Here is a 26,304-nt window from a genome sequence, read left to right as displayed (position 1 = left end):
AGACTGGTTTCACAGTCAAGCGAGATCGGCCACGAGCTCCTCAGAGGAGGCCCGGCGTGAGCATCGGTGAGACCTTGGCGGAGGAGCGTCAGCGGGCCGGTCTCTCGGTGACACAGGTGAGCCTCCAGACGCGCATACGCGAGACCGTCGTCCGCAGCATGGAGGCCGACGACTTCTCCGCGTGCGGGGGCAACTTCTACGCCCGCGGCCACATCCGCAGCATCTCGCGCGTGATCGGCATCGATCCGGAACCGCTGGTCGCCGAGTTCGACGCCGCGCACGGCGGTGCCCCGCAGCCGGTGTCGGCGGTGTCGGCGTTCGAGCCGGAGCAGCCGGTCGCGTTCCGCGAGCGCCGGTCGCCGAACTGGAGCGCCGCGATGGCGCTCGCTCTCGCGCTCGTGGTCATCTACGGGATCGTCCAGGTGGTCGGGCACGGCGGCGGCGGCGAGCGGCGCACCGCGCGGCAGGTCGCCGGGACGCCCGCGCCGTCCACCCCGTCCGCGACGCCGCCCGCGCCGAAGAGCAGCGCCCCGGTCGCGGAGGCGCCGCGCACCAAGGTCGAGGTGCGGGTCGAGGCGAAGCGGACGACGTGGCTGAACGTCCAGGGCGACAAGGGCAGGCCGCTGTTCAGCGGGATGATCCGCGAGGGCGACCAGAAGAGCTTCAGCGCCAAGAAGAAGGTCCGGCTGGTGATCGGCGTCGGCGGCAGCGTCAACCTGATCGTCAACGGCAAGGACCTGGGCTCGCCCGGCAAGGGCAAGGGCGTCCAGCGGCTGACCTTCGACCGCGGCGACCCCGAGTCGGCCTGATCCGGAGGGGGCGGCCCGGTCCGCCGCCCGCCGGGACGTTCCCGCAAGGACGGCGCGGGCCGATGGTCGGCTTCGGAGCGAGGGCCCATTACCTTAGGGGCATGTCGACTCGCCGCAAGGTCTCACTCATCACGCTCGGCTGCGCCCGCAACGAGGTCGATTCCGAGGAGCTCGCCGCGCGCATCGAGGACGCCGGCTGGGACCTGGCGGACGGTGCTGACGGCGCGGACGGCGCCGACGTGGTGGTCGTCAACACCTGCGGGTTCATCGAGGCCGCCAAGAAGGACTCCATCGACACGCTGCTGGCGGCGCACGACTCCGGCGCCAAGGTCGTCGCCGCCGGGTGCATGGCCGAGCGGTACGGCAGCGAGCTGGCCGCGGCGCTCCCCGAGGCCGACGCGGTGATCGGCTTCGACGACTACACCGCGATCGGCGACCGCCTCGACGACGTCATGGCGGGACGCAGGCGCGACGCGCACACTCCGCGCGACCGCCGCACCCTCCTGCCGATCAGCCCGGTGGAGCGGCCGGCGCACGGTTCCCGCGTCGTCGTGCCCGGGCACGGCGGGCAGGACGACCTGCCGGACGGCGTGGCCCCGGCGTCCGGTCCGCGGGTGCTGCGGCGGCGTCTCGGCGGCGGCCCGGTCGCGCCGCTGAAGCTGGCGTCCGGCTGCGACCGGCGCTGCACGTTCTGCGCGATCCCGGCGTTCCGCGGCGCGTACGTGTCGCGCCCGCCCGCGGAGGTGCTGGAGGAGGCGCGCTGGCTCGCCGACCACGGCGTCCGCGAGCTGGTCCTCGTCAGCGAGAACTCCACGTCCTACGGCAAGGACCTCGGCGACCTGCGGGCGCTGGAGAAGCTGCTGCCCGAGCTCGCCGCCGTCGACGGCGTCGAGCGGGTGCGGGTCAGCTACCTGCAGCCCGCCGAGACGCGCCCCGGCCTCATCGAGGCGATCTGCGGCACGCCCGGCGTCGCGCCGTACTTCGACATGTCCTTCCAGCACGCGAGCGGCCCCGTGCTGCGCTCGATGCGCCGGTTCGGCGACCGGGAGCGGTTCCTCGGGCTGCTGGACCAGATCCGCGCGCTGGCGCCCGAGGCGGGCGTGCGCTCCAACTTCATCGTCGGGTTCCCGGGGGAGACCGAGGACGACTTCGAGGAGCTGGTGGAGTTCCTGTCGGCCGCCCGGCTCGACGCCGTCGGCGTGTTCGGCTACTCCGACGAGGAGGGCACGGAGGCCGCGAACCTGGACGGCAAGCTCGACCCCGCCGACGTCGCCGCCCGCGTCGAGGAGCTGTCCGGCCTCGCCGAGGAGCTGACCGCGCAGCGCGCCGAGGACCGCGTCGGCTCCGTGGTCCGCGTCCTGCTGGAGGACAAGGCCGAGCCGGCGGGGGACGCGGAGCCGGACGGCGGTTTCGAGGGCCGCGCCGAGCACCAGGCGCCCGAGGTGGACGGGACGGTCCTGGTCCGCGGCGAGGGCCTCGCCCTGGGCGACATCGTGGAGGCCCGGGTCGTCGGCAGCGACGGGGTGGACCTCATCGCGGACGTCTCGTGATCGCGGGCACCCCGGAGCCGGTCGCGGGCGCGCCGGATCCGCCACAGGCCGGCGTCTGGAACATCGCCAACGCGCTGACCCTGCTCAGGATCGCGCTGGTGCCGCTCTTCGTCTGGCTGTTCTTCCTGGACGGCACCGGCTGGCGGCTCGCCGCCTTCGCCGTGTTCGCGGTCGCCTCGATCACCGACAAGATCGACGGCGACATCGCCCGGGCGCGCGGCCTCGTCACCGACTTCGGCAAGATCGCCGACCCGATCGCGGACAAGGCGCTCACCGGGGCGGCGCTGATCAGCCTGTCGGTGATGGGCGAGCTGTGGTGGTGGGTGACCGCCGCCATCCTGGTCCGCGAGATCGGCATCACAGTGATGCGGTTCGTCGTGATCCGCCGCGGCGTGATCCCGGCGAGCAAGGGCGGCAAGCTGAAGACGATGCTCCAGGTCCTCGCCATCGGCTTCTACATCCTCCCGGGCCCGCTCGAGTACCTGCGCTGGGTCACGATGGGTGCGGCCCTCATCGTCACGGTCGTCACCGGCGCCGACTACGTCGTCCAGGCCTGGCGCATGCGCCGCACGTCCGGCGGGACTTCCTGAACGCCGGCGCTTCCCGGACCGTCAGGAGGCGGTGAGCTCGTCGCCCACGCGAAGGGCGCCGGGCGCGCGAGGGACGCCGAGCCTGCCGAACATGATCTCGCGAGTGCCGTCGAACCGTTCGGTGCGGTACCGGGCCAGGGCGCGCAGCGGCTCGGGAGACCGGCGGGCGGTGTCCTGGTCGGTGTTGATGATGACGCAGCGGCCGCACGGCCTGACGAGCTCGATCTCCACGCGGTCTCCGCGCAGCCGCGTGACGGAGTCCTCGCCGTAGGGGCCGAGGCCGCGCAGGACGATGTTGGGACGGAAGCGCGCCATCGGGAGCCGGGCGTCCGCCCGCCGGTTCAGGTCGTCGAGCGACTCGTCCGACAGGACCGAGACGGGGTAGCCGTCGGCGTACGTCAGGGTGCCTCCGCCGAGCGCGGTGGGGCGCGTCCCGGTGAAGCGGACGAGACGGCAGGGGAGTCCCAGGGTCTCGGAGAACCAACCGGCCGCCTCGTCGCCCTGGTCCACTCCCTGGCACGGGCGGCGGTGCACGGTGACGTCGAGGGCGGGGCCGTCCACCGCCTCCCACACCAGGGGAGCGGCCGCGAACGGGGTGCGGACGACGAGTTTCACACCGTCGAACCCGGGTCTGAGCAGTGCCAGCTCGGGAACCTCCCGTTGCGACAGATGCCGCCCGTCGGGGCGGACGAGCATGAACTCCCGGTCGTGGCGCAGCCCCTGGGGCGTCAGTTCGGTCTCGGCGACCGGAACCGCCCCCGCGCTCTTGATCGGAAAGACGTTCAGCCCGGCGACAACGGCGATCATGCGCCGGACGTTACGGACCTGCTCGCCCGGTGGCCAGGCGTACGGGCGATACTTGACGCGGATTCGTCAGCTTGGAGGCCGGAGGGCATGGACGCGCAGGACTTCACCTACGCCGAGGTGGGCGCGACCCGCGACGCCGAACGCCCGGCCGGCTACCGGCACATGCGGCAGCGGATGCTCGTCGGGAGGGGACCGGCGGCGTTCCAGAACGCCGCGGACGCGGTCATGGAGTTCTGGATGCACCGGGCCCTGCCGGTCCGGGTGGAGGCGTCGGCGCCCCGCGCCGCGCCCGGAGTGAGCGTCGTGATCGGACTGGGCGCCGGGCCACTGCGCCTGAGGGCGCCCTGCCGGATCGTGTGGACGCGCGAGGAGGAGCGCTACGCCGGATGGGCGTACGGCACGCTCCCGGGCCACCCGCAGTCGGGCGAGGAGTCGTTCGTCGTCCACCTGGACGACGAGGGCGACGTGTGGCTGACGGTCACGGCGTTCAGCCGCCCGGCGACGGCGGCCGCGAAGCTGGCGGGCCCGCTCGGACGGATGTTCCAGCGGTCCTACGCACGCCGCTGCGGCGCCGTGCTGCGCCGCCTGTCGCGGGTTTAGGTGGGCCGCGGGACCACGCCCACCCCGGTCGTGGCCCCGCGGCCCCGCTTTTGGGGTGCCCGCGCTATTCGATTATCCCTGCCGGCGTCCCCGTGCACGAATCGACGGAATGAGTTTTGACTCACAATGTGACCTGCGCTTCCCGCCATTGTCGGCCTCCGGGGCCGGTGACATGCGGCGACGATGCGCGCCCCCGGCGGTGCCCCGGCCGCGCGCAGCGTCCGGCGCGGTCCGGGCGCGGCGGACATAAACGCGGCCGCCTCATTTCACGACGACGGAAAAGCGTTATGCCGGTGGGGCCGGTGTGAAGGGGCGGAGTCTGCGGCGTCCTCATTCGGTCGGTTTTTCCGGTGAACCGGCCGTCCGCCGGGCCCGTCGCGGGCCCGCGCCGGTAGATTCGAGGACGCTCGCGCGGGGGGCGGATCCCGCGCGGCGCGGACGGACGGGGACGCGATGCGGGTCGAACTGCTCACCGTCGGGGACGAACTGCTCCTCGGCGACACCATCAACGGGAACGCTGCGTGGCTCGGCCGCCGGCTCGCCGACCACGGCGTCGAGGTCACCCGGAGCGTGGTCGTCGGCGACGAGCTGGACGTGATCGTCGCGGCGGTGGCGTCCGCGCTCGACCGGGCCGACGCCGTCATCACCACCGGCGGGCTCGGCCCCACCTACGACGACGTGACGCGCGACGCGCTCGCCAAGGCAGCGGGCGTCGCCCTCGTCCGCGACCCCGCGCTGGAGCGGCGGCTGCGCGAGCGGGTCGCCCGGGCGGGCCGGGAGCTGCAGCCGATGGCGCTGCGCATGGCGGACGTCCCCGAGGGCGCGCGGCTGCTGGCCAACTCTGCGGGTTCGGCTCCGGGCCTGCGGGTCGAGCTGCCCGGAGGGGTCGTCTACGCGCTGCCGGGCGTCCCGTTCGAGATGCGCACGATCATGGACGAGGTCGTGCTGCCGGAGCTGGCGGAGATCGCCGGGCTGCCCTCCGTCGCGCGCCGCACGCTGCGCACCGCCCGGCTGTGGGAGTCGGTCATCGCGACCCGCCTCGCCGAGGTGGAGGCGATGGACGGGGTGAAGCTCGCCTACCTGCCCGACCCCGCCGAGGTGAAGATCCGCATCACCGTGGCCGGCCGGGACGCCGCCGGACGGCTGGCGGGCGTGGAGTCGCGCGTCCGGGAGCTGCTCGGCCCGTCGGTCTACGGCGTCGATGACGAGTCGCTCGGCCTGGTCGTGCACCGGCTGCTGCTGGACCGGGGCGAGACCGTCGCCACGGCCGAGTCGCTGACCGGCGGCCTCATCGGCGCCGAGCTGACCGCGACGCCCGGGTCGTCCGGCACCTACGCGGGCGGCATGGTGACCTACGCGACCGATCTGAAGCGGCGGCTGCTCGGCGTCCCGGGCGACCTGCTCGCCGAGCACGGGGCCGTCCACCCGGACGTGGCCGCCGGGATGGCCGCAGGGGTCCGGGACGCGCTCGGCGCGACCTACGGGCTCGCGGTGACGGGCGTCGCCGGCCCCGACCCGCAGGACGGCCGTCCCGTGGGAACGGTCTATGCCGGCTTGGCCGGACCTGGAGACTCGCTCACGGTCGTCGCGCCGAGACTCCCGGTGCCCGGCACGGGGCCGGAGATCCGCGCGGTGATCAGGAGGATGACCGTCGTGCACGCGCTTGAGCTGCTGAGACGCCGGCTGCTGGGACTTGACGCCGAGGACGAGAGCGGGGAGGCTCGGGCAGATCGGGAAGATCGGGGCTGATTACAGCGTTACGTTCCGAGCGAACACGAAATCAACGGTCTGCCACGGCCACCGCCAAGGCGGGTACGGTGGAACCGGCAGATGGTCCGAACTGAGGGAGGGAGCGAGACGATGGTCCTGCTTCGCCAGCTGCTCGGTGACGTACTGCGGCAGCTGCGGCTGCGCCAGGGACGCACCCTCCGTGAGGTGTCCGCGGCCGCGCGGGTGTCACTCGGCTACCTCTCCGAGGTCGAGCGGGGTCAGAAAGAGGCCTCTTCGGAGTTGCTGTCCTCTATCTGCAAAGCCCTGGGCGTCCCGCTGTCGCATGTGCTGAGGGAAGTCGCGGATCAGCTTGCCCTCGCCGAGCTGCAGCACGAGCCCGTCATGGCGGGAGCGCCGGAGCACGAGCGCATCTCCGCCGAGAGCATTCCGGAGACCCCGGAGGAGATCACCGGCGAGCTTCGCGCCGACATGGTCGCCGCCTGACCGTTTCCGGCGTCCATGCCCCGACCCGGGCCGCGGGTGTGCGCGGCCTCACGGCATGGACCCGGCATTTCCGGGGACCTTCCCGTGTTGTAACGGATAACCGTAACGATGCGGAAGGAGCCCGTTCATGGCGTCGGTCAAGAGCCCGCTCAACGAGGCGGCGATGAAGGCCGCCGGGGACGCTTTGCAGGGCGCTCTCATCGATTTGATCGATCTCGCACTCGTCGCCAAGCAGGCGCACTGGAATCTCACCGGCCGCAACTTCAAGGTCGTCCACGAGCACCTCGACGAGGTCGTCGCGCTGGCCCGCGGCGGCCAGGACGACGTGGCCGAGCGCGCCGTGGCGATCGGGGCGAGCCCCGACGGCCGCGTCCGCACGGTCGCCGACCGCACGACGATCCCGCAGCTGGAGGCCGGCCGCCTCGCCGACGACAAGGTCGTCGCCGCGATCACCGACATCCTCGCGCAGATCATCGCCCGGTTCCGGGAGCGCATCGCGGCGACCGACGAGCCGGACCCGGTCACCCAGGACCTGCTCATCAGCATCACCGCCGAGCTCGAGAAGCAGCACTGGATGTTCCAGGCGCAGACCTGAACCGCGACGAGAACCCCGGCCCGGCGAGGGCCGGGGTTTTTCGCGTTCCGCCGCGTTCCGGCCCGCCATCTGCCGATCATGGGGGATGCGTCCCCTCTCCCGAGCCCTGCCGCTCACCGCCGCCCTGCTCGCCCTGGCCGCCTGCGGCGGCGAGGCGGGAGGTGCGGACCGGCCCTGCACGCTCATCGGGTCCGAGCCCGGCCTGAACCTGATCGTTCCCGACGGCTCCCGCCTCGCGGCCGCGTCCCTGCGGGCGTGCTGGGGCGGGAAGTGCCAGGAGCCCCGGATCCGGCTGAACCCGACCTCGAAGTCCGTCTCGACAGGCTGCGACGGCGACGGACCCGACGCCGCCTGCGGCGCCTCCGCGTCCCCGGACGGGGGCAAGGCGGGCTTCGCGCGGCTCGACGGGCTGCCCGAGGCGCCCGTCCAGGTCACGCTCAAGCTGCGCGACGCGAAGGGCCGGACCTACCTGACGCATCGCCTCGACGTCACACCGAAGGCCACGTTCCCGAACGGCCCCCACTGCGGCAGGGGCGCCCCGCAGGCGGTGCTGACCGTCGTGAACGGCCAGGTGACCGTGCGCTGATCAGAGATGTGCCAGGACGGTCTCGGCGAACTCCACGGCGAGCGGGCTGAGGGCGTCCCAGCGGCGCGTCGCCCATCCGGCGGTGAGCGGCGGCAGTTCCGGGATCGGAACCAGCCGGACGTCCCCGGACCCTCCTCCCCACCCCGGCAGGGCGGGCAGGATCGCCTGGCCGAGGTCCAGCTCGGCCAGCAGGAGCGCGGTGTCCCAGTCGGCGACGCTCGTGGTGGACGTGAGGCGCACGCCGTGGCGTTCCAGATGCATCTCCAGATGGACGCGGGACGTCGAATGCGCGGGCAGTTCGATGTAGCGGATCGCGGCCAGGTCGCCCAGCGCCACGGACGCCCGCGCGGCCAGCGGATCGCCGGCGTGCACGGCGAGCATCCACGGCAGCTCGCACGACGCCCGCTGCTCGACGCCCTCCAGCGGCGGCCCGATCGTCACCCACGCGAGATCGGCCGTGTGCGAGCGCACCGCCTCCAGGCACCGGCGGCTCGACCCGGCGGTCTCGAACTGGAGCGCCGCCTCGGGATGCCGCCTGCGGAACTCCGCCACCCCCGCCGCCATGAAGTGCCGCACGGTCGTGGCGCCCGTCGCGACCCGAACGGTGCCCCCCACCCCCCGGCGCAGGTCATCGAGCTGACGCAGGGCGGCGTCCAGCCCGGCGATGCCTTCCCTCGCAGCCTCATGCAGGACGCGCCCCGCACGGGTCGGCACCACCCCGCGCGGGCGCCGCTCCAGCAGCACGAGCCCGGTCTCGCGTTCGAGGCGCTTGACGTGCTGGCTGACGGCCGACTGGCTGCACGACAGATCCCGCGCCACCGCGCTCAGGTTCCCCGCCGCACAGACCGCCACGAAAACACGGAGATCATCCAACGTCACACATCCAAGCTAGACCGAGGGCCTACCCAACAAAACCCGAGAGTTGACTTGGAACGACCCCGAGACGCACGATCTCCACACGGGCGCAGGATCCGGCGACCCGCGAAGGCGGCGACCCGCTCTGAACTCTCAGGGGGCAGGGCGGGCGCCGACCGGCTGGCAGTGCGGGCACCAGAACGTCGCGCGCTCACCGTGCTCCGCCCGCTCGACGCGGGTGCCGCACCTCCGGCAGGGGCGTCCGGCGCGCCCGTACACCCAGTGCTCCCGGCCGCGCCCCAGGTCACCGGTCGTGATGTGGCCGTGCCGCTCCTTGTTGGCCTCCAGAAGCCGGTGAGAGAGCTGCACAAGCCCCGGAATGTCGCGAACGTCCGCCACGGCGGTCCACGGGTTCACGCCCCGCAGGAACAGAACCTCGGCCTTGTAGACGTTGCCGATTCCGGCGACCCTCGTCTGGTCGAGCAGCGCCTCGCCGATCGTCCGCTCCGGTGTCTCCGCCAGCCGCGCGGCGGCCTCGGCCGCCATCTCCGGCCCCCACGCCGGATCGAGGAGATCGGGCCCCAGGTGCCCGACCGCCGAGCCCTCCTCCTCGGTGCGCAGCAACTCGACCACCCCGAGCGAGTACCCGACCGCCTGCCACTGCGCGTTCGCCAGCACGAGCCGCACCCGGTGGTCGCGCGGAGGAGGCCCGGCCCTGCGGATCTGCCAGCGCCCCTCCATCTTCAGATGGGTGTGGACGGTCAGCCCGCCCTCCACCCGGACGAGGAGATGCTTGCCGCGCGAGACCGCGTCCAGAACGGTCCGCCCCCGCAGGTCGGCCGTCGCGTACCTCGGCACGCGGAAGTCCGAGCGCGTCAGCACGCGCCCCTTGAGCGCCTCCCGCAGGCGCCGGGCGGTCTGCCAGACGACGTCGCCCTCGGGCATGTCAGATCAGGGAGGGGCTTTCCCAGGCGGACGGGTCCTCGGTCAGCTTCTGGACGGGCGCCGGCAGCTCCCCGGCGGCGATGTGCGCGAGCGTGACCTGCTCCAGGATCGACCGCTCGCTGGCGCGCAGCGCGATCCACACCTCCTGCAGGGACCGCGCGGGCCCCTCGTACCCCACGTGCTCGGGCCGCTCGCCCCGCACGCCGAGCAGCGGCCCGTCGATCGCGCGGATGATGTCGGCCAGCGAGATCCGCTCGGCCGGGCGTGCCAGCCAGTAGCCGCCTTCGGGCCCCCGCTGGCTCCGGACGAGCCCGGACCGGCGCAGCTGGCCGAGAATGTTCTCCAGGAATTTGGGCGGTATCTGCTGGGCCTCGGCGAGTTGGACCGCGGTCACCGGATGACTCCCGGCGACCGCCAGCTCGGCGGAAGCACGCAGCGCGTAGTCGACCCGGGCGGACAATCGCATATTCGCATTATCCCTTGCCGATAGGACCACTTGGGTTTCGCCCGCCACACCAGACTGTACCCACTAGTATGTACAGTCCGACGGAGAGGACACCGACATGCCGCTGGTCCGCATAGACGCCCTCCGGATGCCCCCGAGCCGACTGGAAGCACTCGGAGACGCGGTGCACCAGGCCCTCATGGAATCGATCGGCTTCCCCGCCGACGACCGCTTCCAGATCCTGACCAGCCACGACGGCACGACCGGCACGCTCCGCCACGGCACCTACCTGGATATCCCCCGCGACGACGGCATCGTCTACATCGACATCACCATGCGCGCCGGCCGCACCGACGGCCAGAAGAGGAAGCTCTACGCAAGCATCTGCGCCCTAGCCCACGAGCGCGCCGATGTAGCCCCCCACAACGTCTTCATAGTCGTCCACGAGAACACCCCGGCGGACTGGTCCTTCGGCCACGGCCAGGCCCAGTACCTCATGTGACACGCCCGCCGGAACCGGGCTCTTGTCCGGCGGACGCGCCGTGGTCTTGAAGGCCGCGCGGCTGCTGTCGCGGCCGGGCGTGAACCGTCACTTGCTACTGCGGAGACCTCAGCCGGTACCGCGACCCCGCAGCGACCTGGGGGCCGCGATCGCGTCCGAAGGCAGGTTCGAGCGAAGCAAGAACCTGATCGCGCAGCGAGCCGCCAAGGCGAGTCGGAGCGATGCCAGCGATCGCCGCGTTTTTCGACGATGGAGGGCCGCTAGGCCCGAAGGAGGAGAAAAAGGCAATGAGCACGGCGCGCCCGCCGGAACCGGGCTCTTGTCCGGCGGACGCGCCGTGGTCTTGAAGGCCGCGCGGCTATGTCAGCCCCGCGGCAGGTACGCGGTTGACCTCACCAGCTGCGATCGCGCCCGAAGTAATTACGAGCGAAGCGAGGGCTGGCCAGGCGGCGCCCCTTGCCCGCTGACCGGTACCCGCTACTGCAACGACCTCAGTCGGCACTGCGACCCCGCGAAAGTTGGGGGCCGCGATCGCGTCCGAAGGCAGGTTCGGGCGAAGCGAGAACCTGATCGCGCAGCGAGCCGCAAGGCGAGCCGGAGCGATGCCAGCGATCGCCGCAGTGCCCGACGATGGAGGGCCCTCCGGGCCCGAAGGAGGAGGGCATTGCAAGGGCACTGCAATCAACACAACCCCAGTAGTTCGGCGGCTGCTTGGGCGTTGGCGGCGGCGGCGCCGTAGGTGGCGAGGTAGACGGCGGAGTGGGGGCGCCAGACGGGGAGGCCCATTTCGACGACGACGGTGTCGGGGCGGGCGGTGAGCAGGGCCGTGGTGAGGGCGCGCTGGGCGGCGTGGCGGTGCGCGTCGCGGAGGACGATGACGAGCCCGCGGCCCTTGGCACGGTCCAAGACGTGGTCCGCCGTCCCGTCCGCGCCGTCGGTCCGGAGGGCGTCGGGCGCCCACGGGTGCAGTCCCCAGGGGGTCGGGCCGACCGCGATGTTGCCGGTCGACTCGGTCTCGACGACGAGGGGCGCCCCGGTCCAGCCGGGCAGCGCTCCCGTCACGCGGACGGCGCGGCGGGCGGCCTCCAGGCCGGCGGGCCGGTCGATGACGGCGGGGCTGTGCCCGGCGAGCCATTCCCTGAGCAGGCGGGTGCGCTCGGCGGCGTCCGCCAGCCTGGCGAGGGGGAGGCGCCCGGTCCGGACGGCCTCGTCGACCGCGGCGAGGGTGGCCTCGACGGTCTCGGCGTGCTCGTGCGGGCCGAGGCACAGCAGGTCGGCGCCCGCGATGAGGGCCCGGACGGATGCCTCGGGGATGCCGATAGCGCCGCTGGCGCCCTGCATGTCGAGCGCGTCGGTGACGATCACGCCCTGGTAGCCGAGCCGTTCGCGGAGCAGGCCGGTGATCGCCTCGGGGGAGAGGGTGGCCGGCGCCCCGCGGGTGATGCCGGGCAGGTTGAGGTGCCCGGTCATCACCGCGCGGGTGCCGGCCGCGATCGCCGCCCGGAACGGGACGAGCTCGCGCCGGTCCAGCAGGTCCAGGTCGGCGTCGACGAGCGGGATGCCGAGGTGGGAGTCGTCCACGGTCGCGCCGTGGCCGGGGAAGTGCTTGGCGCAGGCGGCGACGCCCGCCTCCTGGGTGCCGGTGACGGCGGCTGCGGCGTGCCGTGCGACCAGCGCGGGGTCGGAGCCGAACGAGCGGGTGCCGATGACGGGGTTGTCGTCGGCGGTGTTGACGTCCACCGACGGCGCGAAGTTGAAGTTGACGCCGACCTCGGCCAGTTCGGCGCCGAGCGAGCGGTAGATGCGGCGGGTCAGCTCGGGGTCGTCGACGGCGCCGAGCGCGGCGTTGCCCGGGTAGGGGCTGCCGGTGGCGTGGCCGCCGAGGCGGGTGACGTCGCCGCCCTCCTCGTCGATCGTGATGAAGGGGTCGCCGGCCTTGCGCATCTGCGCGGTGAGCGCGGCCAGCGACTCCGGGCTCGGGACGTTGCCGGTGAGCGCGAACAGCGTGACGCCGCCGAGCCCGGCCTCCAGCTCGTCGAGGAGCCAGCTCGGCGCGGTCGGGCCGGGGAAGGACGGCAGCAGCGTGCCGCGTGCGAGCCGGGCGATCTCCGCCGTGGTCGCGATGTCGTCGGTCGTCACCCCTTCACCGCCCCGGCGGTGAGCCCGGACACCATGCGGCGCTGGACGATCAGGAAGAAGGCGATGACGGGAATGGTGAGCAGCGTGGACGCTGCCATGATGGGCCCCCAGGCGTTGCCGCTGCGGCCGAAGAAGAACTGCAGCATGATCGGCAGGGTGTACTTGGTCTGGTCGTCCAGGAACGTGAACGCGAAGATGAACTCGTTCCAGGCGGTGATGAAGGAGAAGATGCTGGTCGCCACCAGTCCGGGCGCGACGAGCGGGAGCATGACGCGAAAGAACGTCCGGACCGGGCCCGCGCCGTCGATGGCGGCGGCCTCCTCCAGCTCGCGCGGCACGGCGGCGACGAAGCCGCGCAGCATCCAGATCGCGAACGGGACGGCGAAGCCGATGTAGACGATGACGAGGCCGGCCAGGCTGTTCAGCAGGTCCAGTTGCTTGAGGTCGAGGAACAGCGGGATGACCAGCGCCTCGCACGGGACCATCTGGACCACCAGCAGCATGATCAGGAAGGTGGTGCGGAACCGGAACCGGAAGCGGGCGACGGCGACCGCGGCCATGAGCGAGAGCAGCCCCGACACGAGGACGGTGACGAGCGCCAGGATCGCGCTGTTGCGGAAGTACTCCCAGAAGGAGACCTCGGCGATGCCGCCGTTCAGGACCAGGTCGAAGTGCTCCAGCGTCGGATGGGACGGCAGCGGCTTCGGCGTCGTGCTGAAGATCTCGGTGTTGGGCTTGAACGCGGTGGAGGCCATCCAGAAGACGGGGAACACCGCGATCACGAAGACGAGCAGGCCCGTCCCGTTCAGCAGCAGCTTGCGCGGCAGGCGCCTCATCGGGTCTCCCCCTGACGGACCATGACCCGCACGTAGAGGGCGGTGACGACGAGCAGGATGAGCGTGAGGACGAGCGCGATCGCCGAGCCCATCCCGAGCTTCGGATTGAGCGAGCCGAACGCCTCGGAGTAGCCGTACAGCGACAGGTTGAACGCGTCGCGGTTGGCCATCCCGGCCATGATGAACAGCTGCGTGAAGACCTTGAAGTCCCAGATGATCGACATGACGACCAGCACGAGGAAGATCGGCTTGAGCATCGGGTAGGTGAGGCTCCAGAACGTCCGCCACGGTCCGGAGCCGTCCACCCTGGCGGCCTCGTACAGCTCGCCCGGGACGCTCTTCAGCCCGGCCAGCACCGACACCGCGACGAACGGGCACGCCTGCCAGACGACGCACACGGTGAGGACGGTGTAGGTGGACAGCGGCGTGGCGAACCAGTTGTAGTCGTTCCATCCGCCGCCGACCAGGAAGTCCGGCAGCAGGTCCAGGCACCAGTTGACCAGGCCGCCGGTGGTGCCGAACAGCCAGCTGAAGATGATCGCGGCGGTGACCGGCGGGGTCGCCCAGGCGACCATCACGCCGCCGGCGACGAAGCTCGACATCCGCTTGCCGAGCTTGTTGAGCAGCAGCCCCACCAGCGTCCCGACGACCAGGGTCAGGGACACCGCGACGACGGCGAACAGCACGGTGTGCCGGAGGGTCTGCCAGAAGAACGGGTCGTTGAAGATCTTTTCGAAGTTCTCGGTCCCCACCGACTCGGCCGGTTCGCCGCGCAGCTGGCGGTTGCCGACCTTCTGGAACGACATGATCCCGATCTGGATCATGGGCCAGAACATCAGGACGGCGATCACGGCCACGGTGGGCGCGATCAGCAGGTAGGGCCCGAAGCGGGGCCTGCGGCGGGGCCGCGCCCGGCCGGACGTTCTCCGGCCGGGCGCTTTCCGCACCGCGGGAGCGGTGTCGAGCATGGACGTTCCGATCAGCCGGGTGCTACGGGTTCAGCAGGGTGTTGGCCTGCTCGTTGGCCTTCTTCATCTCCTCCTCGGCGGACTTGCCCTGCATGACCGCCTTGACGGCGTTCGGCAGCACCTTCTTGGCCTGCTCGAACTCGCCCCAGCCGGAGCTGATCGGCGGGAACTTGGTGTTGCCGGCGATCGAGGTGAAGACCTCCAGTTTGGGGTCGGAGAACTTCACGTCCGACCGCATGGAGGAGAAGCCGCTGTAGTCGGCCCAGCCCTGGGCGTTCTTGGCGTTGTTCAGGACGGTGATGTAGTCGAAGGCCGCGCTCTTGGCCTTGCTGTCGTTCCAGACCGCGAGGTCGGAGCCGCCCGCCATGACCGGGGCGTTGCCGCCGGTCTTGGTCGGGATCGGGAAGACGCCCCACTTGTCGGCGTTCTTCTCGGAGATCTTCTTCATCTCCTTGAGCGCCCAGCTGCCGTCGACGTACATGCCGAGCTTGCCGAGCGCGAAGTCGCGCTGCGGGCCCTCCAGCTCGTTCTTGCCGACGTACTTCTCGGGGGCGACCTTCTCGGTGGTGACGAGCCCGGCGTAGTACTTGACCGCCTCGACGGCCTGCGGCTGGTCGAGCTGGCCCTTGAAGCCGCCCTTGCCGTCGTCGACGGCGACCTCGCCGCCGTTGCCCCACACGAAGCTGAGCAGCGCGTTGGTCTGGTCGCTCGGGATGCCGATGCCGGGGACCTTCTTGGAGCCCTGCACCTTCTTCGCGGCGGCGGTGAGGTCCGCCCACGTCTTCGGCGGCTGGATGCCGAGCTCCTGGAACCAGTCCGTCCGGTACCAGACGCCGCGCACGCCGCCGTACCACGGCACCGCGTAGGTCTTGCCGTCCGCGGTGTCGTTGCCGAGCGCGGTCTTGTTCAGCGTCTTGCCGTCCGCCCACCCCTTGAACTGGTCGGAGATGTCGGCCAGGCTGCCCTGCTCGATGTGGGACTGGACGTCGGTGTTGCCGAGCTCGGTGACGTCGGGGCCCTCACCGCCGGCCGCCGCCTTCTGGAAGGTGGTGGCGACCTGCGGCCACGGCACGTACTTGACCTGGACGTCGGTGTTCGGGTGCTTCTGCTTGAACTCGGCCTCGACCCCGTCGAGGAACTTGGTCTGCTCGGGCGTGCCGTCGCCCATCATCCAGACCTTGAGCTGCGCCGGGTCCTTGCCGTCGCCCGCGTCGCCGTCCTTGCCGTCGCCGCCGCAGGCCGTCGCGGCCAGGGCGATCGCGGCCGTCACGGCCGCAACCTTGATGTACTTCACTGGGGGTTCCTTTCCGGCATCGCCTCGCGCGGCCTTGTGGCCTGCGGTGCGAGTGGGGACGGCGCGGACCCTTTAGGGTCCCAGCCATGCCCCTCTCGCGTTCGCATCGCTCGCGGGCGCCCTGCTCGCCAGTCCGCGCTCTGCGGGCGCCCCCGACCCGGGGTACCGTGCCGGTCGGCGCTTGGGCGTAAACTAACAAGAAACTTTCCTAAACAAAACTGCTCGTTAGCGGATTGAGACATCAGGGGTCGCAATGGCAAGACGCCCGGGAACGCCGAGGCTGCTGCGTGAGCTGAACGACCGCGCGGCGCTGGACCTGCTCGTCGAGCAGGGCCCGCTCACCCGCGCGCAGATCGGCGAGCACACCGGGTTGTCGAAGGTGACCGCGTCCCAGCTGCTGTCCCGGCTGGAGGAGCGCGGTCTCGTCTCGGTGGTGGGGGAGCAGGCCGGGGGGCGGGGCCCGAACGCCGCGCTCTACGCGGTCGTCCCGTCCAGCGCGTACGTCGCGGGCCTGGAGGTGGGGCCGGACGGGGTCACCGCCGGGGTCGCCGACATCACCGGGCACATCGTCGCCCAGGTGACCGTGGACCCGAACGGCGCCGACGATCCCGTGAAGATGGTGCACAGCGCCGTCGTCAAGGCGTGCCGCTCGGCCAAGGTCGCGGTGTCGAAGCTGAGCGCGTTCGTCATCGGGACGCCCGGCGTCGTCGACCCGCGCTCCGGCGACGTCCAGTTCTCCTTCGACCTGCCCGCCTGGCACGAGGGCGTCCTCGCCGCGCTGCGCACCGACCTGCGCCGCCCCGTGATCATCGAGAACGACGTGAACCTCGCCGCGATCGCCGAGCGGGCCTACGGGGCCGCGCGCGACGCCGACGACTTCGCGCTGATGTGGTTCGACCGCGGCATGGGCCTGTCGGTGATGCTGGGCGGACGGCTGCACCGCGGCCGGTGGGGCGGCGCGGGGGAGATCGGCTACCTGCCCGTCCCCGGGGCGCCGCTGCCGGTCGGCGCGGCCCGGCGCGCGGCGCAGGACGAGGGCGTCACCGAGTCGAGGACCTGGGGCATCCCGACGCTCGCCGGCGGCTACGGGGCACTGGTGGGAGCGGACGCGGTCCGCGCCCTCGCGCACGAGCACGGCATCGCCGAGCCGACCGCCGTGGACTGCGTCCGCGCGGCCGCCGCCGACGAGGACCGCGGCGGCCCGTTCCTCGACGAGCTCGCCGACCGGATCTCCTACGGCGTGACCTCGGTCAACATCGTCCTGGACCCCGGGCTCGTGGTGCTGTCGGGGAGCCTCGGCCGGGCCGGGGGAGGGCCGCTGGCCACCCGCATCGAGTCGATCGTCGGCCGGATCAGCCCGACCCGCCCCGCCGTCGCCGTCACCGGCGTGAAGGGCAACCCCGTCCTGCGCGGCGCCCTGCACGCGGCGCTGGAGCAGGCCCGCGACGACGTCTTCTCGGCCGCGGGGGCATCGTAGGAAGGCGCGTCCGCGAAAGCGGGAAGCGCCCCCGCCCGCCGGGTGGAGGCGCTTCCCGATCGCGCGGTGGACCGTTCCCCTACTTGGCGGACGCCGCCGCGACGGCGACCTCCGGATGACGCCGAGGGTCGTTCAGCGCGCGGTCGATGACGGTCTGGCTGATGATCTGACGCTTGCGCCGGAGAGCGGCGGCCTTGCGTGCCGTAGGTGTCATGCCGAAACCCCGTTCCGCGGTGGCGCTTTCCCCTTGGCCACCGCAAACCCCGTGATGCGGCCATGCTCTCAAACGAAAGGGCCGGAGGGGATCCGCCCGAGGAATGAATTCGAGGTCAGACCAACAGCGGAGGCCCGCCCCCGGCACCTCCGGGACCACCGCGCTGAGATCATGGGAACGCCGACTTCGACCCGCCCGTTGGGGGGAACAGTGAGCGACGAACCGAGGGGACGCCATGGCGCTGCGTGACCGGCTGCGCCGCCTCGTCCAGAAGCCGGGAAGCGTCGATCTGGAGCCGCTGCGCGCCCTGGTGGAGGAGGCGGCGGCGCGCGAGTCCCGCGTCCGGGAGCTGCCGGACGCGGAGCTGACCGCCGCCGCGTCCGCCCTCCGCGAGAAGGAGGACCTCGCGGAGCTGTGCGCCCTCGGCCGGGAGGCCGCCCGCCGGACGCTCGGGGAGCGGCCCTTCGACGTGCAGCTCATCGGGACGCTCGCGCTGCTGTCCGGGCACGTCGCGGAGATGGCGACCGGCGAGGGCAAGACCCTGTCGGGCGCCCTGGCGGCGGCCGGGTACGCGCTGCGCGGCCACCGGGTCCACGTGATGTCGGTCAACGACTACCTGGCGCGGCGCGACGCCGAGTGGATGGGCCCGCTCTACGCGATGCTGGGCGTCACCGCCGGCTGGGTCGGCCAGTCGTCCACTCCCGCCGAGCGGCGCGAGGCCTACCGGGCGGACGTGACGTACGCGCCGGTCAGCGAGGTCGGGTTCGACCTGCTCCGGGACCGGCTCGCCACCGGCGCCGCCGACCTCGTGCTGCCCGAGCCGTCCGTCGCGCTGATCGACGAGGCCGACTCGGTGCTGGTGGACGAGGCCATGGTCCCGCTCGTGCTCGCCGGCGCCGACGACTCGGGCTCCGCCGACCCGCGGCACGCCGACCTGGTCCGGCGGCTGCGCCCCGGGCTGCACTACTCCACCGACGACGAGGCGCGCAACGTCCAGCTCACGGCGGCCGGGGCTCGCGAGGTCGAACGCGTCCTCGGGCTCGACCTCTACGCGCCGGAGAACCTCGCGGTCCTCACCGCGGTGAACGTTGCCCTGCACGCGGAGGTCCTCCTGCACCGCGACGTGGACTACATCGTCCGGGACGGCGCGGTGAAGCTGGTCAGCGAGTCGCGGGGGCGGGTCGCCCTGCTGCAGCGCTGGCCGGACGGCCTGCAGGCCGCGGTCGAGGCGAAGGAGGCCCTGGACGCCTCCCCGAGCGGCGAGATCCTCGACTCGATCACCGTGCAGGAGCTGATCGGGCGCTACCCCGTCCGGTGCGGCATGACGGGCACCGCGATGGCCGTCGCCGGGCAGCTGACCGAGTTCTACTCGCTGGCGATCGCCGTCGTCCCGCCGAACCGGCCGTGCGTCCGCGACGACGAGCCGGACCGCCTCTACGCGACCGCCGCCGACAAGGAGGTCGCGATCGTCGAGGAGATCGCCGCCGCGCACGCCGCCGGCCGCCCGGTGCTGGTCGGGACGGGCGACGTCGCCGAGTCCGAGCGGCTCGCCCGCCGCCTGTCCCGCGCCGGGCTCGACCGGGTCGTGCTCACCGCCAAGAACGACGCCGAGGAGGCCGCGATCATCGCGGAGGCGGGCGCGTACGGCGCGATCACCGTCTCCACGCAGATGGCCGGCCGGGGCACCGACATCCGGCTGGGCGGCAGCCCCTCGCCGTCCGTCCCGGGCACGGCCCCGGCCGAGCGGGACGGCACCGACCACGACCGGGTCGCGCGGGCGGGCGGCCTGCTGGTCATCGGGACGGGCCGCTACCACAGCAGCCGCCTGGACGACCAGCTCCGAGGGCGGGCCGGGCGGCAGGGCGACCCCGGCGGCTCGGTGTTCTTCACCAGCCTCCAGGACGACCTCGTCACCCGCTACGCGCCGGACGAGGAGTCGAAGGAGCCCGCCGGTGACGACGGGCTCATCACCGGCAAGGGCGCGCACTGGATCGTCGGCCACGCCCAGCGCGTCGCGGAGGGCGTCGACCTGGAACTGCACCGCAACACGTGGCGGTACAACCACCTGATCGGGCTCCAGCGGCGGGAGGTGCTCGCCGAGCGCGACGCCGTCCTGAACGGCGACGCCGCCGACGCGGCCATGGCGGCCGACGCTCCGGAGCGGCACGCCGAGCTCACCGCGATCGCGGGCGCGGAAGCGGTGGCGGCCGCCGCGCGGCAGATCGTCCTGTTCCAGCTGGACCGCTGCTGGGCCGAGCACCTGGCCTTCCTCGCCGACCTGCGCGAGGGCATCCACCTGCGCTCGCTCGGCCGGGGCCTGGACCCGCTGGTCGAGTTCAACCGGGAGGCCGTCCCGGCGGGCAAGCGGCTCCTGGGCGACGCGCGGAAGCGGTCCGCGGCCGCCTTCGAGGCCCTCACCGCCTCGGCGGACGGCGTCGACCTCGACTCCGCGGGGCTCAAGCGGCCCTCGGCGACCTGGACCTACCTCGTCCACGACAACCCGTTCGGGTCCCTGGACGAGCGGGCCCTGCGCGGGTTGATCAACATGTTCAGGGGGCGGCGGCGCTGAGCGCGCGGGGCACGATCGCCTCGGCCGCGGCGCGGGCGGCGGCCGAGGCGTCGCGCACGCCCGCGACGCTGAACGCGACGACCGCGCCCTCGTGCAGGATGAGCAGCTGGTCGGCCAGCGCGCCGTCGCCGACCAGGTCCGCGTAGAGGGCGCGCACCCACGCCTTCTGCTCGGCGGCCACCCCGTGGACGGGGTGGGACGGGTCGGGCAGTTCGGCGCAGGCGTTCACCATCGAGCAGCCGCGCCCGGACTCGGTGGCCAGCCACTCGCCGAGGGCGTCGAACGTGGCGAGCACCCGCTCGCGGGCGCCGGCGGCCTCGGCGATCCGGCCGGTCGTGAAGGCGCGCCACCGCTCGTCGCGGGCCCGCAGGTAGGCCAGGATCAGCGCGTCCTTGGAGCCGAAGCGGTCGTAGACGGTCTTCTTCGTGACGCCCGCCTCGGCGGCGATCAGCTCCATGCCGACCGAGCCGATGCCGCGCTCGTAGAACAGCTCGCTCGCGGTCTGCAGGACCCGCCGGGCGGCGGGGGTGAGCGGCCGGTCGTGCACGGGCATCGCGGCTCCTTCCGCAGGGGTGACGTCGAGTATACATACCGGTATGGCTACTGTGTAGGTATACCGGTATGTATACCTAAGGAGGGTCCGTGGACATCCGCCGATCGGACGCCCTGCTGGGCGCCGCCTTCGTCGTCATGTGGAGCTCCGGGTTCGTCGGCGCCGAGCTCGGCACCCGGAGCGCGCCCGCGAGCGCCCTGCTGGCCTGGAGGTTCATCATCGGCGCGGGCGCGCTCGGCATGTGGCTGCTGTGGCGGCGCCGCCGGATCCCGCCCCGCGACCTGGCCCTGCACGCCCTGATCGGGACGCTCGGACAGGTCGGCTACCTCTCCGGCGTCTTCCTCGCCGCCGAGCACGGCGTCGCGGCGGGGATCAACAGCCTCATCACCGCGTTGCAGCCGCTCGTCGCGGTCGCGCTCGCCGCGCCCGTGCTCGGCGAACCGGTCGGCCGCCGGCAGCTCGCCGGGTTCGCCGCCGGGCTCGGCGGCGTCGCGCTCGTCGTCGGCGGCGACCTGAGCGCGGACGCTCCGGCCTGGGCGTACGCGCTTCCGTTCGCCGCGATGCTCTCCCTCGTCGGCGCCACCCTCGTGGAACGCCGCACGCGCCCCTCCCTGGAACTGCCGGAGGCCCTGGCCGTCCAGGCGGGCGTGAGCGCGGTGCTGTTCTCCGGCTTCGCCGGTGCGGACGGCTCACTGGTTCCTCCGGCCGACCCCGCGTTCTGGACGGCCATGGCCATCCTCGTCGTGCTGGCGATGTTCGGCGGGTACGGGCTGTACTGGGTCAACGTCCGGCGGACGGGTGTCGCTCGCGTGTCGGCCCTGCTCTACCTCACCCCGCCCACGACGATGCTGTGGGGCTGGCTGATGTTCGGCAGCACCCTCACCCTGCCGTCACTTCTCGGAGTGTTGGTGTGCGCCGCCGCCGTGACCGTCGCCCTCTGGGGCACGGGCGGTCAGGAGCGCAGCCGCAGCCCGCGCGGCGTGGGATGGAAACCGGCCGACTCCAGCGCGGCGGCCAGCGGGGAGTCGCTGATCGCCTCGCCGTCGGCGCGCTCCACGGTCAGCTTGCCGAGCGCCCCCTCGCGGACGGCCAGGGCGAGGGCGTCGACGGCCGGTTGCAGGACCTCCGGGTCGTCGTCCCAGGTCAGGAGCGTCCGCCCGCCGCGCTCGACATAGAGGACGAGCCGGCCCTCGACCAGCACGACCAGCGCGCCCGCCTTGCGGCCCGGCTTGTGGCCGCTGGCGACCTCGTCGGCGCGTTCCGGCCAGGGCAGGGCCGCGCCGTACGGGTTGGCAGGATCGGCCGCCGCCAGGACGAGCGCGCGGACCCCGGGCTTGCGGGGAGCCTCCCAGAGGGCGGAGATGTCGTCCGGGGCGGTGGCCGTCGCCGGACGGAGCGCGCGGAGCCGGTCGACGGCCCCCGGCAGCGCGAACTGGGCGGCTCCCAGGCCCTCGACGAAATAGCCCCGCCGGCAACGGCCCGTCTCCTCGAACGCGCGCAGGACCGGGTACACGGCGGAGAACCCGCCAGGAGTGCGTTCGGCCGCGACGGCGCCTCGGATGACGATGCCGTACCGCTCCAGGAGCGCTTCGGCGAGAGCGTGCGAGCGCAGGGTCGCGGTGGGCTCGCGCTCGGGGAGCGGCCACCAGCGTCCGGCGACCGTGGGCGGACCCGTCCGGGACGGCAGGACGGGACGTCCGCGGCGCGTCGTCCGGGAACGGTGGGTCGGACGGCCCGATCCGAGCGCGGACCGCAGCGGGGCCAGCGTGTCGTTGGTGAGGTGGCCGGCCCAGACCAGGTCCCACACGGCGGTGACGAGGTCGGCGTCGTTGGCGCTGGCCTGCCTGTTCACGCGGTCGGACAGAGTCCGGAAGAACAGCGCGCCCCCGTCGCCGAGGGCGTCGAGGACGGCCTGGTGCACGGGCGTGAGAGTGATCTCCGCGGGGCCCGGCATGAGCAGCGGAGCGGTGTCGGCCAGGTACAGCGCCACCCAGCCGTCGCCGCCCGGCAGCCCGCCCTGGCCGGCCCACACGACCTCGCCGGCCGACGTCAGCTCGTCCAGCATGGCCGGGGTGTAGCCGGGCACCCGCGACGGCAGCACCAGAGACTCCAGCGCGGACGCGGGCACCGCCGCGCCCTGCAACTGCTCGATCGCCTGCACGAGCGCGTCGATGCCCCGCAGCCGCGACCCGCCCGAGATGCCGTGCCACGCCGGCAGGAACCGGCCGAGCGACTCCGGCGGGGACGGTTCGACCTCGGCGCGCAGGCGTGCCAGGGAACGGCGCCGCAGCATCCGCAGCACGCCGCTGTCGCACCATTCGGTCGTCAGCGGGCCCGCCACGGACCCGACCGGCAGGAACTCGCCCTCGACGATCCGGCCCGCGCCCGACAGCCGCCGCAGCGTCTCGACGACCACGGCGACGCCCAGCCCGAAGCGCGCGGCGGCCTCGGCCGCCCGGAACGGCCCGTGCGTGCGCGCGTACCGGGAGACCAGGTCGCCGAGCGGGTCGGCGACCGGTTCGAGGAACGCCTCCGGGACGCCCACCGGCAGCGGTGCGCCGAGCGCGTCCCGCAGCCGGCCCGCGTCCTCGATCGCGGCCCAATGCTCCTGCCCGGCGATCCGGACCCGGATCGCCCGCCGCGTCGCCTCCAGCTCCGCCAGCCACCGCGACACCTGGACGAGCACCGCGTCCGGGACGGGACCGCCGACCGCGGCGGCCTCGCCGTCACCGGCCGCGGTCTCGTCTGGGGCGCCGAGGCTCGCGGGGAGCGTGCGCTCGGCCGCCTCGGCCGTGCTGAGCGGACCGAGGGCGCGCAGGAGGTCGGCGACGCCCTCCAAGTCGCGGGCGCGGCGGTCGGCCGCGAGGCGCTGGAGTTCGCGTTCGGTCTCGGTGACGGCGTCGGGATCGAGCAGCTCACGCAGGTCGGCCTGGCCGAGCAGTTCGGCGAGCAGCGCCGAGTCGAGCGCGAGGGCCTGGGCGCGCCGCTCCGCCAGGGGCGAGTCGCCCTCGTACATGAAGGCGCCGACGTAGTGGAACAGAAGGGAACGCGCGTAGGGGGACGGCTCGGACGTCTCCACCTCCACCATGCGGACCTTGCGTCCGGACATGTCGCGCATCAGCTGCACCAGGCCCGGGACGTCGAACACGTCCTGCAGGCACTCGCGCATGGTCTCCAGCACGATCGGGAACGACGGGTACTTGCTCGCCACGGCCAGCAGCTGCGCGGCGCGCTGGCGCTGCTGCCACAGCGGCATGCGCTTGTCGGGACGGCGGCGGGGGAGCAGCAGCGAGCGCGCCGCGCACTCGCGGAAGCGGGCGGCGAACAGCGCCGAACCGCCCAGCTCGTCGACGACGATGCGTTCGATGTCGTCGGCGTCGAAGACGGCCAGGTCGAGGCCGGGAGGCTCGTCCATGTCGGGGATGCGGATGACGATGCCGTCGTCGGCGTGCATGGCCTGCGCGTCGACGCCGTACCGCTCGCGCAGGCGCCCGGCTATGGCGAGCGCCCAGGGCGCGTGCACGCGCGCGCCCAGCGGCGAGTGGACGACCATGCGCCAGTCGCCGAGCTCGTCGCGGAACCGCTCGACCACCATCGTGCGGTCGTCGGGTACGTGGCCGGTGGCCTCTCGCTGCTCGGTCAGGTAGGAGACGAGGTTGGCGGAGGCCCAGTCGTCCAGCCCGGACGCGGCGACGCGGGCCCGCGCCTCCGGCTGGGACAGCTCGGCCAGCTCCCGGGTGAACGTGCCGAGCGCGCGGCCCAGTTCGGCCGGACGCCCCAGTGTGTCGCCGTGCCAGAACGGCAGCTTGCCGGGCTGGCCCGGTGCGGGGGAGACGAGCACCCGGTCGGGGGTGATGTCCTCGATCCGCCATGAGCTCGCACCGAGGACGAACACGTCCCCCACGCGCGACTCGTACACCATCTCCTCGTCGAGCTCGCCGACGCGCGACGCCTTCTCGCCGACGAGGAACACCCCGAACAGGCCGCGGTCAGGGATCGTCCCGCCGCTGGTCACGGCGAGACGCTGGGCGCCCGGACGGTCGCGCAGCACCCCGGTCACGCGGTCCCAGACCAGGCGCGGGCGGAGCTCGCCGAACTCGTCGCTGGGGTAGCGCCCGGCGAGCATGTCGAGGCACGCCTCCAGCGCCGACCGGGGAAGCGTGGCGTAGGAGGCGGCGCGTTTGACGAGGGATTCGAGTTCGTCGACCGTCCACTCGTCCATGGAGACCATCGCGACGATCTGCTGGGCCAGGACGTCGAGAGGGTTGCGCGGGTACCGCAGCTCCTCGATCTCACCGCCGCGCATGCGCTCGGCCACCACGGCCGTCTGCACGAGGTCGCCCCGGTATTTGGGGAAGATGACGCCCTTGGACACGGCGCCGACCTGGTGGCCGGCACGCCCGACCCGCTGGAGGCCGTTGGCGACCGACGGCGGCGACTCCACCTGGACGACCAGGTCGACCGCGCCCATGTCGATGCCCAGTTCCAGGCTGGACGTCGCCACGACCGCGGGCAGGCGGCCCTCCTTCAGAGCGTTCTCGATACCGGCCCGCTCCTCCTTGGACACCGAGCCGTGGTGCGCCCTGGCGATTTCCAGGGGCGCTCCCTTGGCCGCGCCCGCCTGGGCCATCGTGGACGCGGGGGAGTGGTCCTCCGCCAGGGGTTCGCCGGTCGAGCGCTCGTAGGCGAGTTCGTTCAGCCGTCCGCACAGCCTCTCGGCCAGGCGCCGGGAGTTGGCGAACACGAGCGTCGAGCGATGCGCCTGAATGAGGTCGAGCAAGCGGTCTTCGACGTGGGGCCAGATGCTGCGCTGGCGGGGGTCGGGCGCCCCCGAGTCGTCGACGAACTGGCCGACCTCGCCCATGTCCTCCACCGGGACGACGATGTCGAGCTCGAACACCTTCTCCGAACGCGGCTGGACGACGGCGGCGGGCCTCGGGCCGCCCAGGAACGCCGCCACCTCGTCCGCGGGACGGACCGTCGCCGACAGGCCGATCCGCTGGGCGGGACGTTCGAGAAGCGCGTCCAGGCGTTCGAGGGACAGCGCCAGATGCGCGCCGCGCTTGGTGCCCGCCACGGCGTGCACCTCGTCGACGATGACGGTCTCCACCCCGCGCAGCGACTCGCGCGCCCGCGAGGTGAGGATCAGGAACAGCGACTCCGGTGTCGTGATCAGGATGTCGGGCGGCTTGACGGCCAGCCGGCGGCGCTCGTCGGCGGGGGTGTCGCCCGACCGCATCCCGACGCGGACGTCGGGCTCGGGCAGGCCGAGGCGGCGCGCCGCGTGGCGGATGCCGGTCAGCGGGGCGCGCAGGTTGCGCTCGACGTCCACGGCGAGGGCCTTCAGCGGCGACACGTACAGGACGCGGCAGCGGCGCAGCGCGTCTTCGGGGACGGCCTCGGTGCCGAGCCGGTCGAGGGACCACAGGAAGGCCGCGAGGGTCTTGCCGGACCCGGTCGGCGCCACGACCAGCGTGTTGTCGCCGCCGGCGATGGAGTCCCAGGCTCCGGCCTGCGCGGGAGTGGGTGCGGCGAACGCCCCGGTGAACCAGGCACGGGTCGCCGGGGAGAAGCGTTCGAGCACGTCACCGCCCATAGCGCCATACTGCCTTGCGCGTCGGACAGAATGCGCGGGCGTGGCGCGCGTCACAGCATCGGGGTGGAGGTGAACCGGGCGTCCCCCGCGGAACCTATTGTAAGCAAGCGCTTGTATGGGCAAGGTGGGGCGGGCAGGCCAACGCTTCGCAAGGGAGTCG

22 protein-coding genes and 1 pseudogene are annotated in these 26,304 nt (G+C 72.8%); 12 read left to right on the top strand and 11 right to left on the bottom strand.

The window, feature by feature from the left end:
• Positions 1 to 56: 56 nt before the first annotated feature.
• The 3 genes from BJY14_RS09120 to pgsA all read left to right on the top strand — a co-directional run bounded on the left by BJY14_RS09120 (position 57) and on the right by pgsA (position 2,949).
• A complete protein-coding gene (locus BJY14_RS09120) occupies positions 57 to 809 on the top strand; it encodes a helix-turn-helix domain-containing protein (RefSeq protein WP_179843208.1) in 753 nt (250 codons plus the stop codon).
• Between the two features lie 101 nt (positions 810 to 910).
• Entirely contained in the window at positions 911 to 2,359 is a 1,449-nt protein-coding gene (rimO, locus tag BJY14_RS09115) for a 30S ribosomal protein S12 methylthiotransferase RimO (protein ID WP_179843207.1), read from the top strand.
• Positions 2,356 to 2,949: a CDP-diacylglycerol--glycerol-3-phosphate 3-phosphatidyltransferase gene (gene pgsA / locus BJY14_RS09110; protein ID WP_179843206.1), complete on the top strand. Its 594-nt coding sequence runs from the start codon at positions 2,356 to 2,358 to the stop codon at positions 2,947 to 2,949. The genes rimO and pgsA overlap by 4 nt, the downstream gene beginning before the upstream one ends.
• Positions 2,950 to 2,970: 21 nt before the next feature.
• On the opposite strand, the gene BJY14_RS09105 is transcribed toward pgsA, so the two are convergent.
• The gene (locus BJY14_RS09105; protein WP_179843205.1) at positions 2,971 to 3,756 is read right to left on the bottom strand and encodes an MOSC domain-containing protein; all 786 of its coding nucleotides are present in this window, start codon (positions 3,754 to 3,756) and stop codon (positions 2,971 to 2,973) included.
• An 87-nt stretch (positions 3,757 to 3,843) separates the two neighbouring features.
• Here BJY14_RS09105 and BJY14_RS09100 point away from each other — a divergent pair, with 87 nt between their 5' ends.
• The 5 genes from BJY14_RS09100 to BJY14_RS09080 all read left to right on the top strand — a co-directional run bounded on the left by BJY14_RS09100 (position 3,844) and on the right by BJY14_RS09080 (position 7,751).
• The gene (locus BJY14_RS09100; RefSeq protein ID WP_179843204.1) at positions 3,844 to 4,356 is read left to right on the top strand and encodes a DUF1990 domain-containing protein; all 513 of its coding nucleotides are present in this window, start codon (positions 3,844 to 3,846) and stop codon (positions 4,354 to 4,356) included.
• A 453-nt stretch (positions 4,357 to 4,809) separates the two neighbouring features.
• Positions 4,810 to 6,105: a CinA family nicotinamide mononucleotide deamidase-related protein gene (locus BJY14_RS09095; protein WP_179843203.1), complete on the top strand. Its 1,296-nt coding sequence runs from the start codon at positions 4,810 to 4,812 to the stop codon at positions 6,103 to 6,105.
• A 111-nt stretch (positions 6,106 to 6,216) separates the two neighbouring features.
• Positions 6,217 to 6,570 (top strand): helix-turn-helix domain-containing protein, encoded by a 354-nt coding sequence (locus BJY14_RS09090; protein WP_089313015.1) that lies wholly within the window; start codon positions 6,217 to 6,219, stop codon positions 6,568 to 6,570.
• A gap of 127 nt (positions 6,571 to 6,697) precedes the next feature.
• Positions 6,698 to 7,165 (top strand): Dps family protein, encoded by a 468-nt coding sequence (locus BJY14_RS09085; protein ID WP_179843202.1) that lies wholly within the window; start codon positions 6,698 to 6,700, stop codon positions 7,163 to 7,165.
• An 85-nt stretch (positions 7,166 to 7,250) separates the two neighbouring features.
• Entirely contained in the window at positions 7,251 to 7,751 is a 501-nt protein-coding gene (locus BJY14_RS09080) for a hypothetical protein (RefSeq protein WP_179843201.1), read from the top strand.
• On the opposite strand, the gene BJY14_RS09075 is transcribed toward BJY14_RS09080, so the two are convergent.
• The 3 genes from BJY14_RS09075 to BJY14_RS09065 form a co-directional block, all read right to left on the bottom strand.
• Positions 7,752 to 8,630 carry a LysR family transcriptional regulator gene (locus BJY14_RS09075; RefSeq protein ID WP_179843200.1) on the bottom strand — a complete coding sequence of 293 codons (879 nt, stop codon included), beginning with the start codon at positions 8,628 to 8,630 and terminating at the stop codon, positions 7,752 to 7,754.
• A 129-nt stretch (positions 8,631 to 8,759) separates the two neighbouring features.
• Positions 8,760 to 9,551, bottom strand: coding sequence for a DNA-formamidopyrimidine glycosylase family protein (locus BJY14_RS09070; RefSeq protein WP_179843199.1), 792 nt, complete (start codon positions 9,549 to 9,551; stop codon positions 8,760 to 8,762).
• A 1-nt stretch (position 9,552) separates the two neighbouring features.
• Positions 9,553 to 10,017 (bottom strand): RrF2 family transcriptional regulator, encoded by a 465-nt coding sequence (locus tag BJY14_RS09065; RefSeq protein ID WP_179843198.1) that lies wholly within the window; start codon positions 10,015 to 10,017, stop codon positions 9,553 to 9,555.
• Positions 10,018 to 10,114: 97 nt separating this feature from the next.
• On the opposite strand from BJY14_RS09065, the gene BJY14_RS09060 reads away from it, so the two are divergent.
• The gene (locus BJY14_RS09060) at positions 10,115 to 10,498 is read left to right on the top strand and encodes a tautomerase family protein (RefSeq protein WP_179843197.1); all 384 of its coding nucleotides are present in this window, start codon (positions 10,115 to 10,117) and stop codon (positions 10,496 to 10,498) included.
• Positions 10,499 to 11,179: 681 nt separating this feature from the next.
• On the opposite strand, the gene BJY14_RS09055 is transcribed toward BJY14_RS09060, so the two are convergent.
• From BJY14_RS09055 to BJY14_RS09040, 4 genes are read right to left on the bottom strand one after another with little or no spacing between them, the layout of a single operon-like run.
• Positions 11,180 to 12,637 carry a glycoside hydrolase family 3 protein gene (locus BJY14_RS09055; RefSeq protein WP_312879082.1) on the bottom strand — a complete coding sequence of 486 codons (1,458 nt, stop codon included), beginning with the start codon at positions 12,635 to 12,637 and terminating at the stop codon, positions 11,180 to 11,182.
• Entirely contained in the window at positions 12,634 to 13,473 is an 840-nt protein-coding gene (locus BJY14_RS09050) for a carbohydrate ABC transporter permease (protein WP_179843196.1), read from the bottom strand. The genes BJY14_RS09055 and BJY14_RS09050 overlap by 4 nt, the downstream gene beginning before the upstream one ends.
• Entirely contained in the window at positions 13,470 to 14,441 is a 972-nt protein-coding gene (locus BJY14_RS09045; protein ID WP_179843195.1) for a carbohydrate ABC transporter permease, read from the bottom strand. The genes BJY14_RS09050 and BJY14_RS09045 overlap by 4 nt, the downstream gene beginning before the upstream one ends.
• A 22-nt stretch (positions 14,442 to 14,463) precedes the next feature.
• Entirely contained in the window at positions 14,464 to 15,735 is a 1,272-nt protein-coding gene (locus BJY14_RS09040) for an extracellular solute-binding protein (protein ID WP_179843194.1), read from the bottom strand.
• A gap of 253 nt (positions 15,736 to 15,988) precedes the next feature.
• On the opposite strand from BJY14_RS09040, the gene BJY14_RS09035 reads away from it, so the two are divergent.
• The gene (locus tag BJY14_RS09035; protein ID WP_179843193.1) at positions 15,989 to 17,212 is read left to right on the top strand and encodes an ROK family transcriptional regulator; all 1,224 of its coding nucleotides are present in this window, start codon (positions 15,989 to 15,991) and stop codon (positions 17,210 to 17,212) included.
• A gap of 79 nt (positions 17,213 to 17,291) precedes the next feature.
• Here BJY14_RS09035 and BJY14_RS46435 read toward each other — a convergent pair whose 3' ends face one another.
• Positions 17,292 to 17,426, bottom strand: coding sequence for a hypothetical protein (locus tag BJY14_RS46435; protein WP_258938661.1), 135 nt, complete (start codon positions 17,424 to 17,426; stop codon positions 17,292 to 17,294).
• Between the two features lie 235 nt (positions 17,427 to 17,661).
• Between BJY14_RS46435 and secA2 the strand changes: the two genes are divergently transcribed.
• The gene (gene secA2, locus BJY14_RS09030) at positions 17,662 to 19,995 is read left to right on the top strand and encodes an accessory Sec system translocase SecA2 (protein ID WP_179843192.1); all 2,334 of its coding nucleotides are present in this window, start codon (positions 17,662 to 17,664) and stop codon (positions 19,993 to 19,995) included.
• On the opposite strand, the gene BJY14_RS09025 is transcribed toward secA2, so the two are convergent.
• Complete coding sequence (locus BJY14_RS09025; protein ID WP_179843191.1) at positions 19,976 to 20,548, bottom strand: TetR/AcrR family transcriptional regulator; 573 nt, start codon at positions 20,546 to 20,548, stop codon at positions 19,976 to 19,978. The genes secA2 and BJY14_RS09025 overlap by 20 nt on opposite strands.
• Positions 20,549 to 20,685: 137 nt before the next feature.
• On the opposite strand from BJY14_RS09025, the pseudogene BJY14_RS09020 reads away from it, so the two are divergent.
• Positions 20,686 to 21,423 (top strand): annotated as a pseudogene (locus BJY14_RS09020) (DMT family transporter); the annotation flags it as partial.
• Between the two features lie 77 nt (positions 21,424 to 21,500).
• On the opposite strand, the gene BJY14_RS09015 reads toward BJY14_RS09020, so the two are convergent.
• Positions 21,501 to 26,144: an ATP-dependent helicase gene (locus tag BJY14_RS09015; protein WP_179843190.1), complete on the bottom strand. Its 4,644-nt coding sequence runs from the start codon at positions 26,142 to 26,144 to the stop codon at positions 21,501 to 21,503.
• Between the last annotated feature and the right edge of the window lie 160 nt (positions 26,145 to 26,304).

The sequence above is a fragment of the Actinomadura luteofluorescens genome (assembly GCF_013409365.1).
GTDB classification, from domain to species: domain Bacteria; phylum Actinomycetota; class Actinomycetes; order Streptosporangiales; family Streptosporangiaceae; genus Spirillospora; species Spirillospora luteofluorescens.
This window is presented reverse-complemented; position numbering and strand designations above follow the sequence as displayed.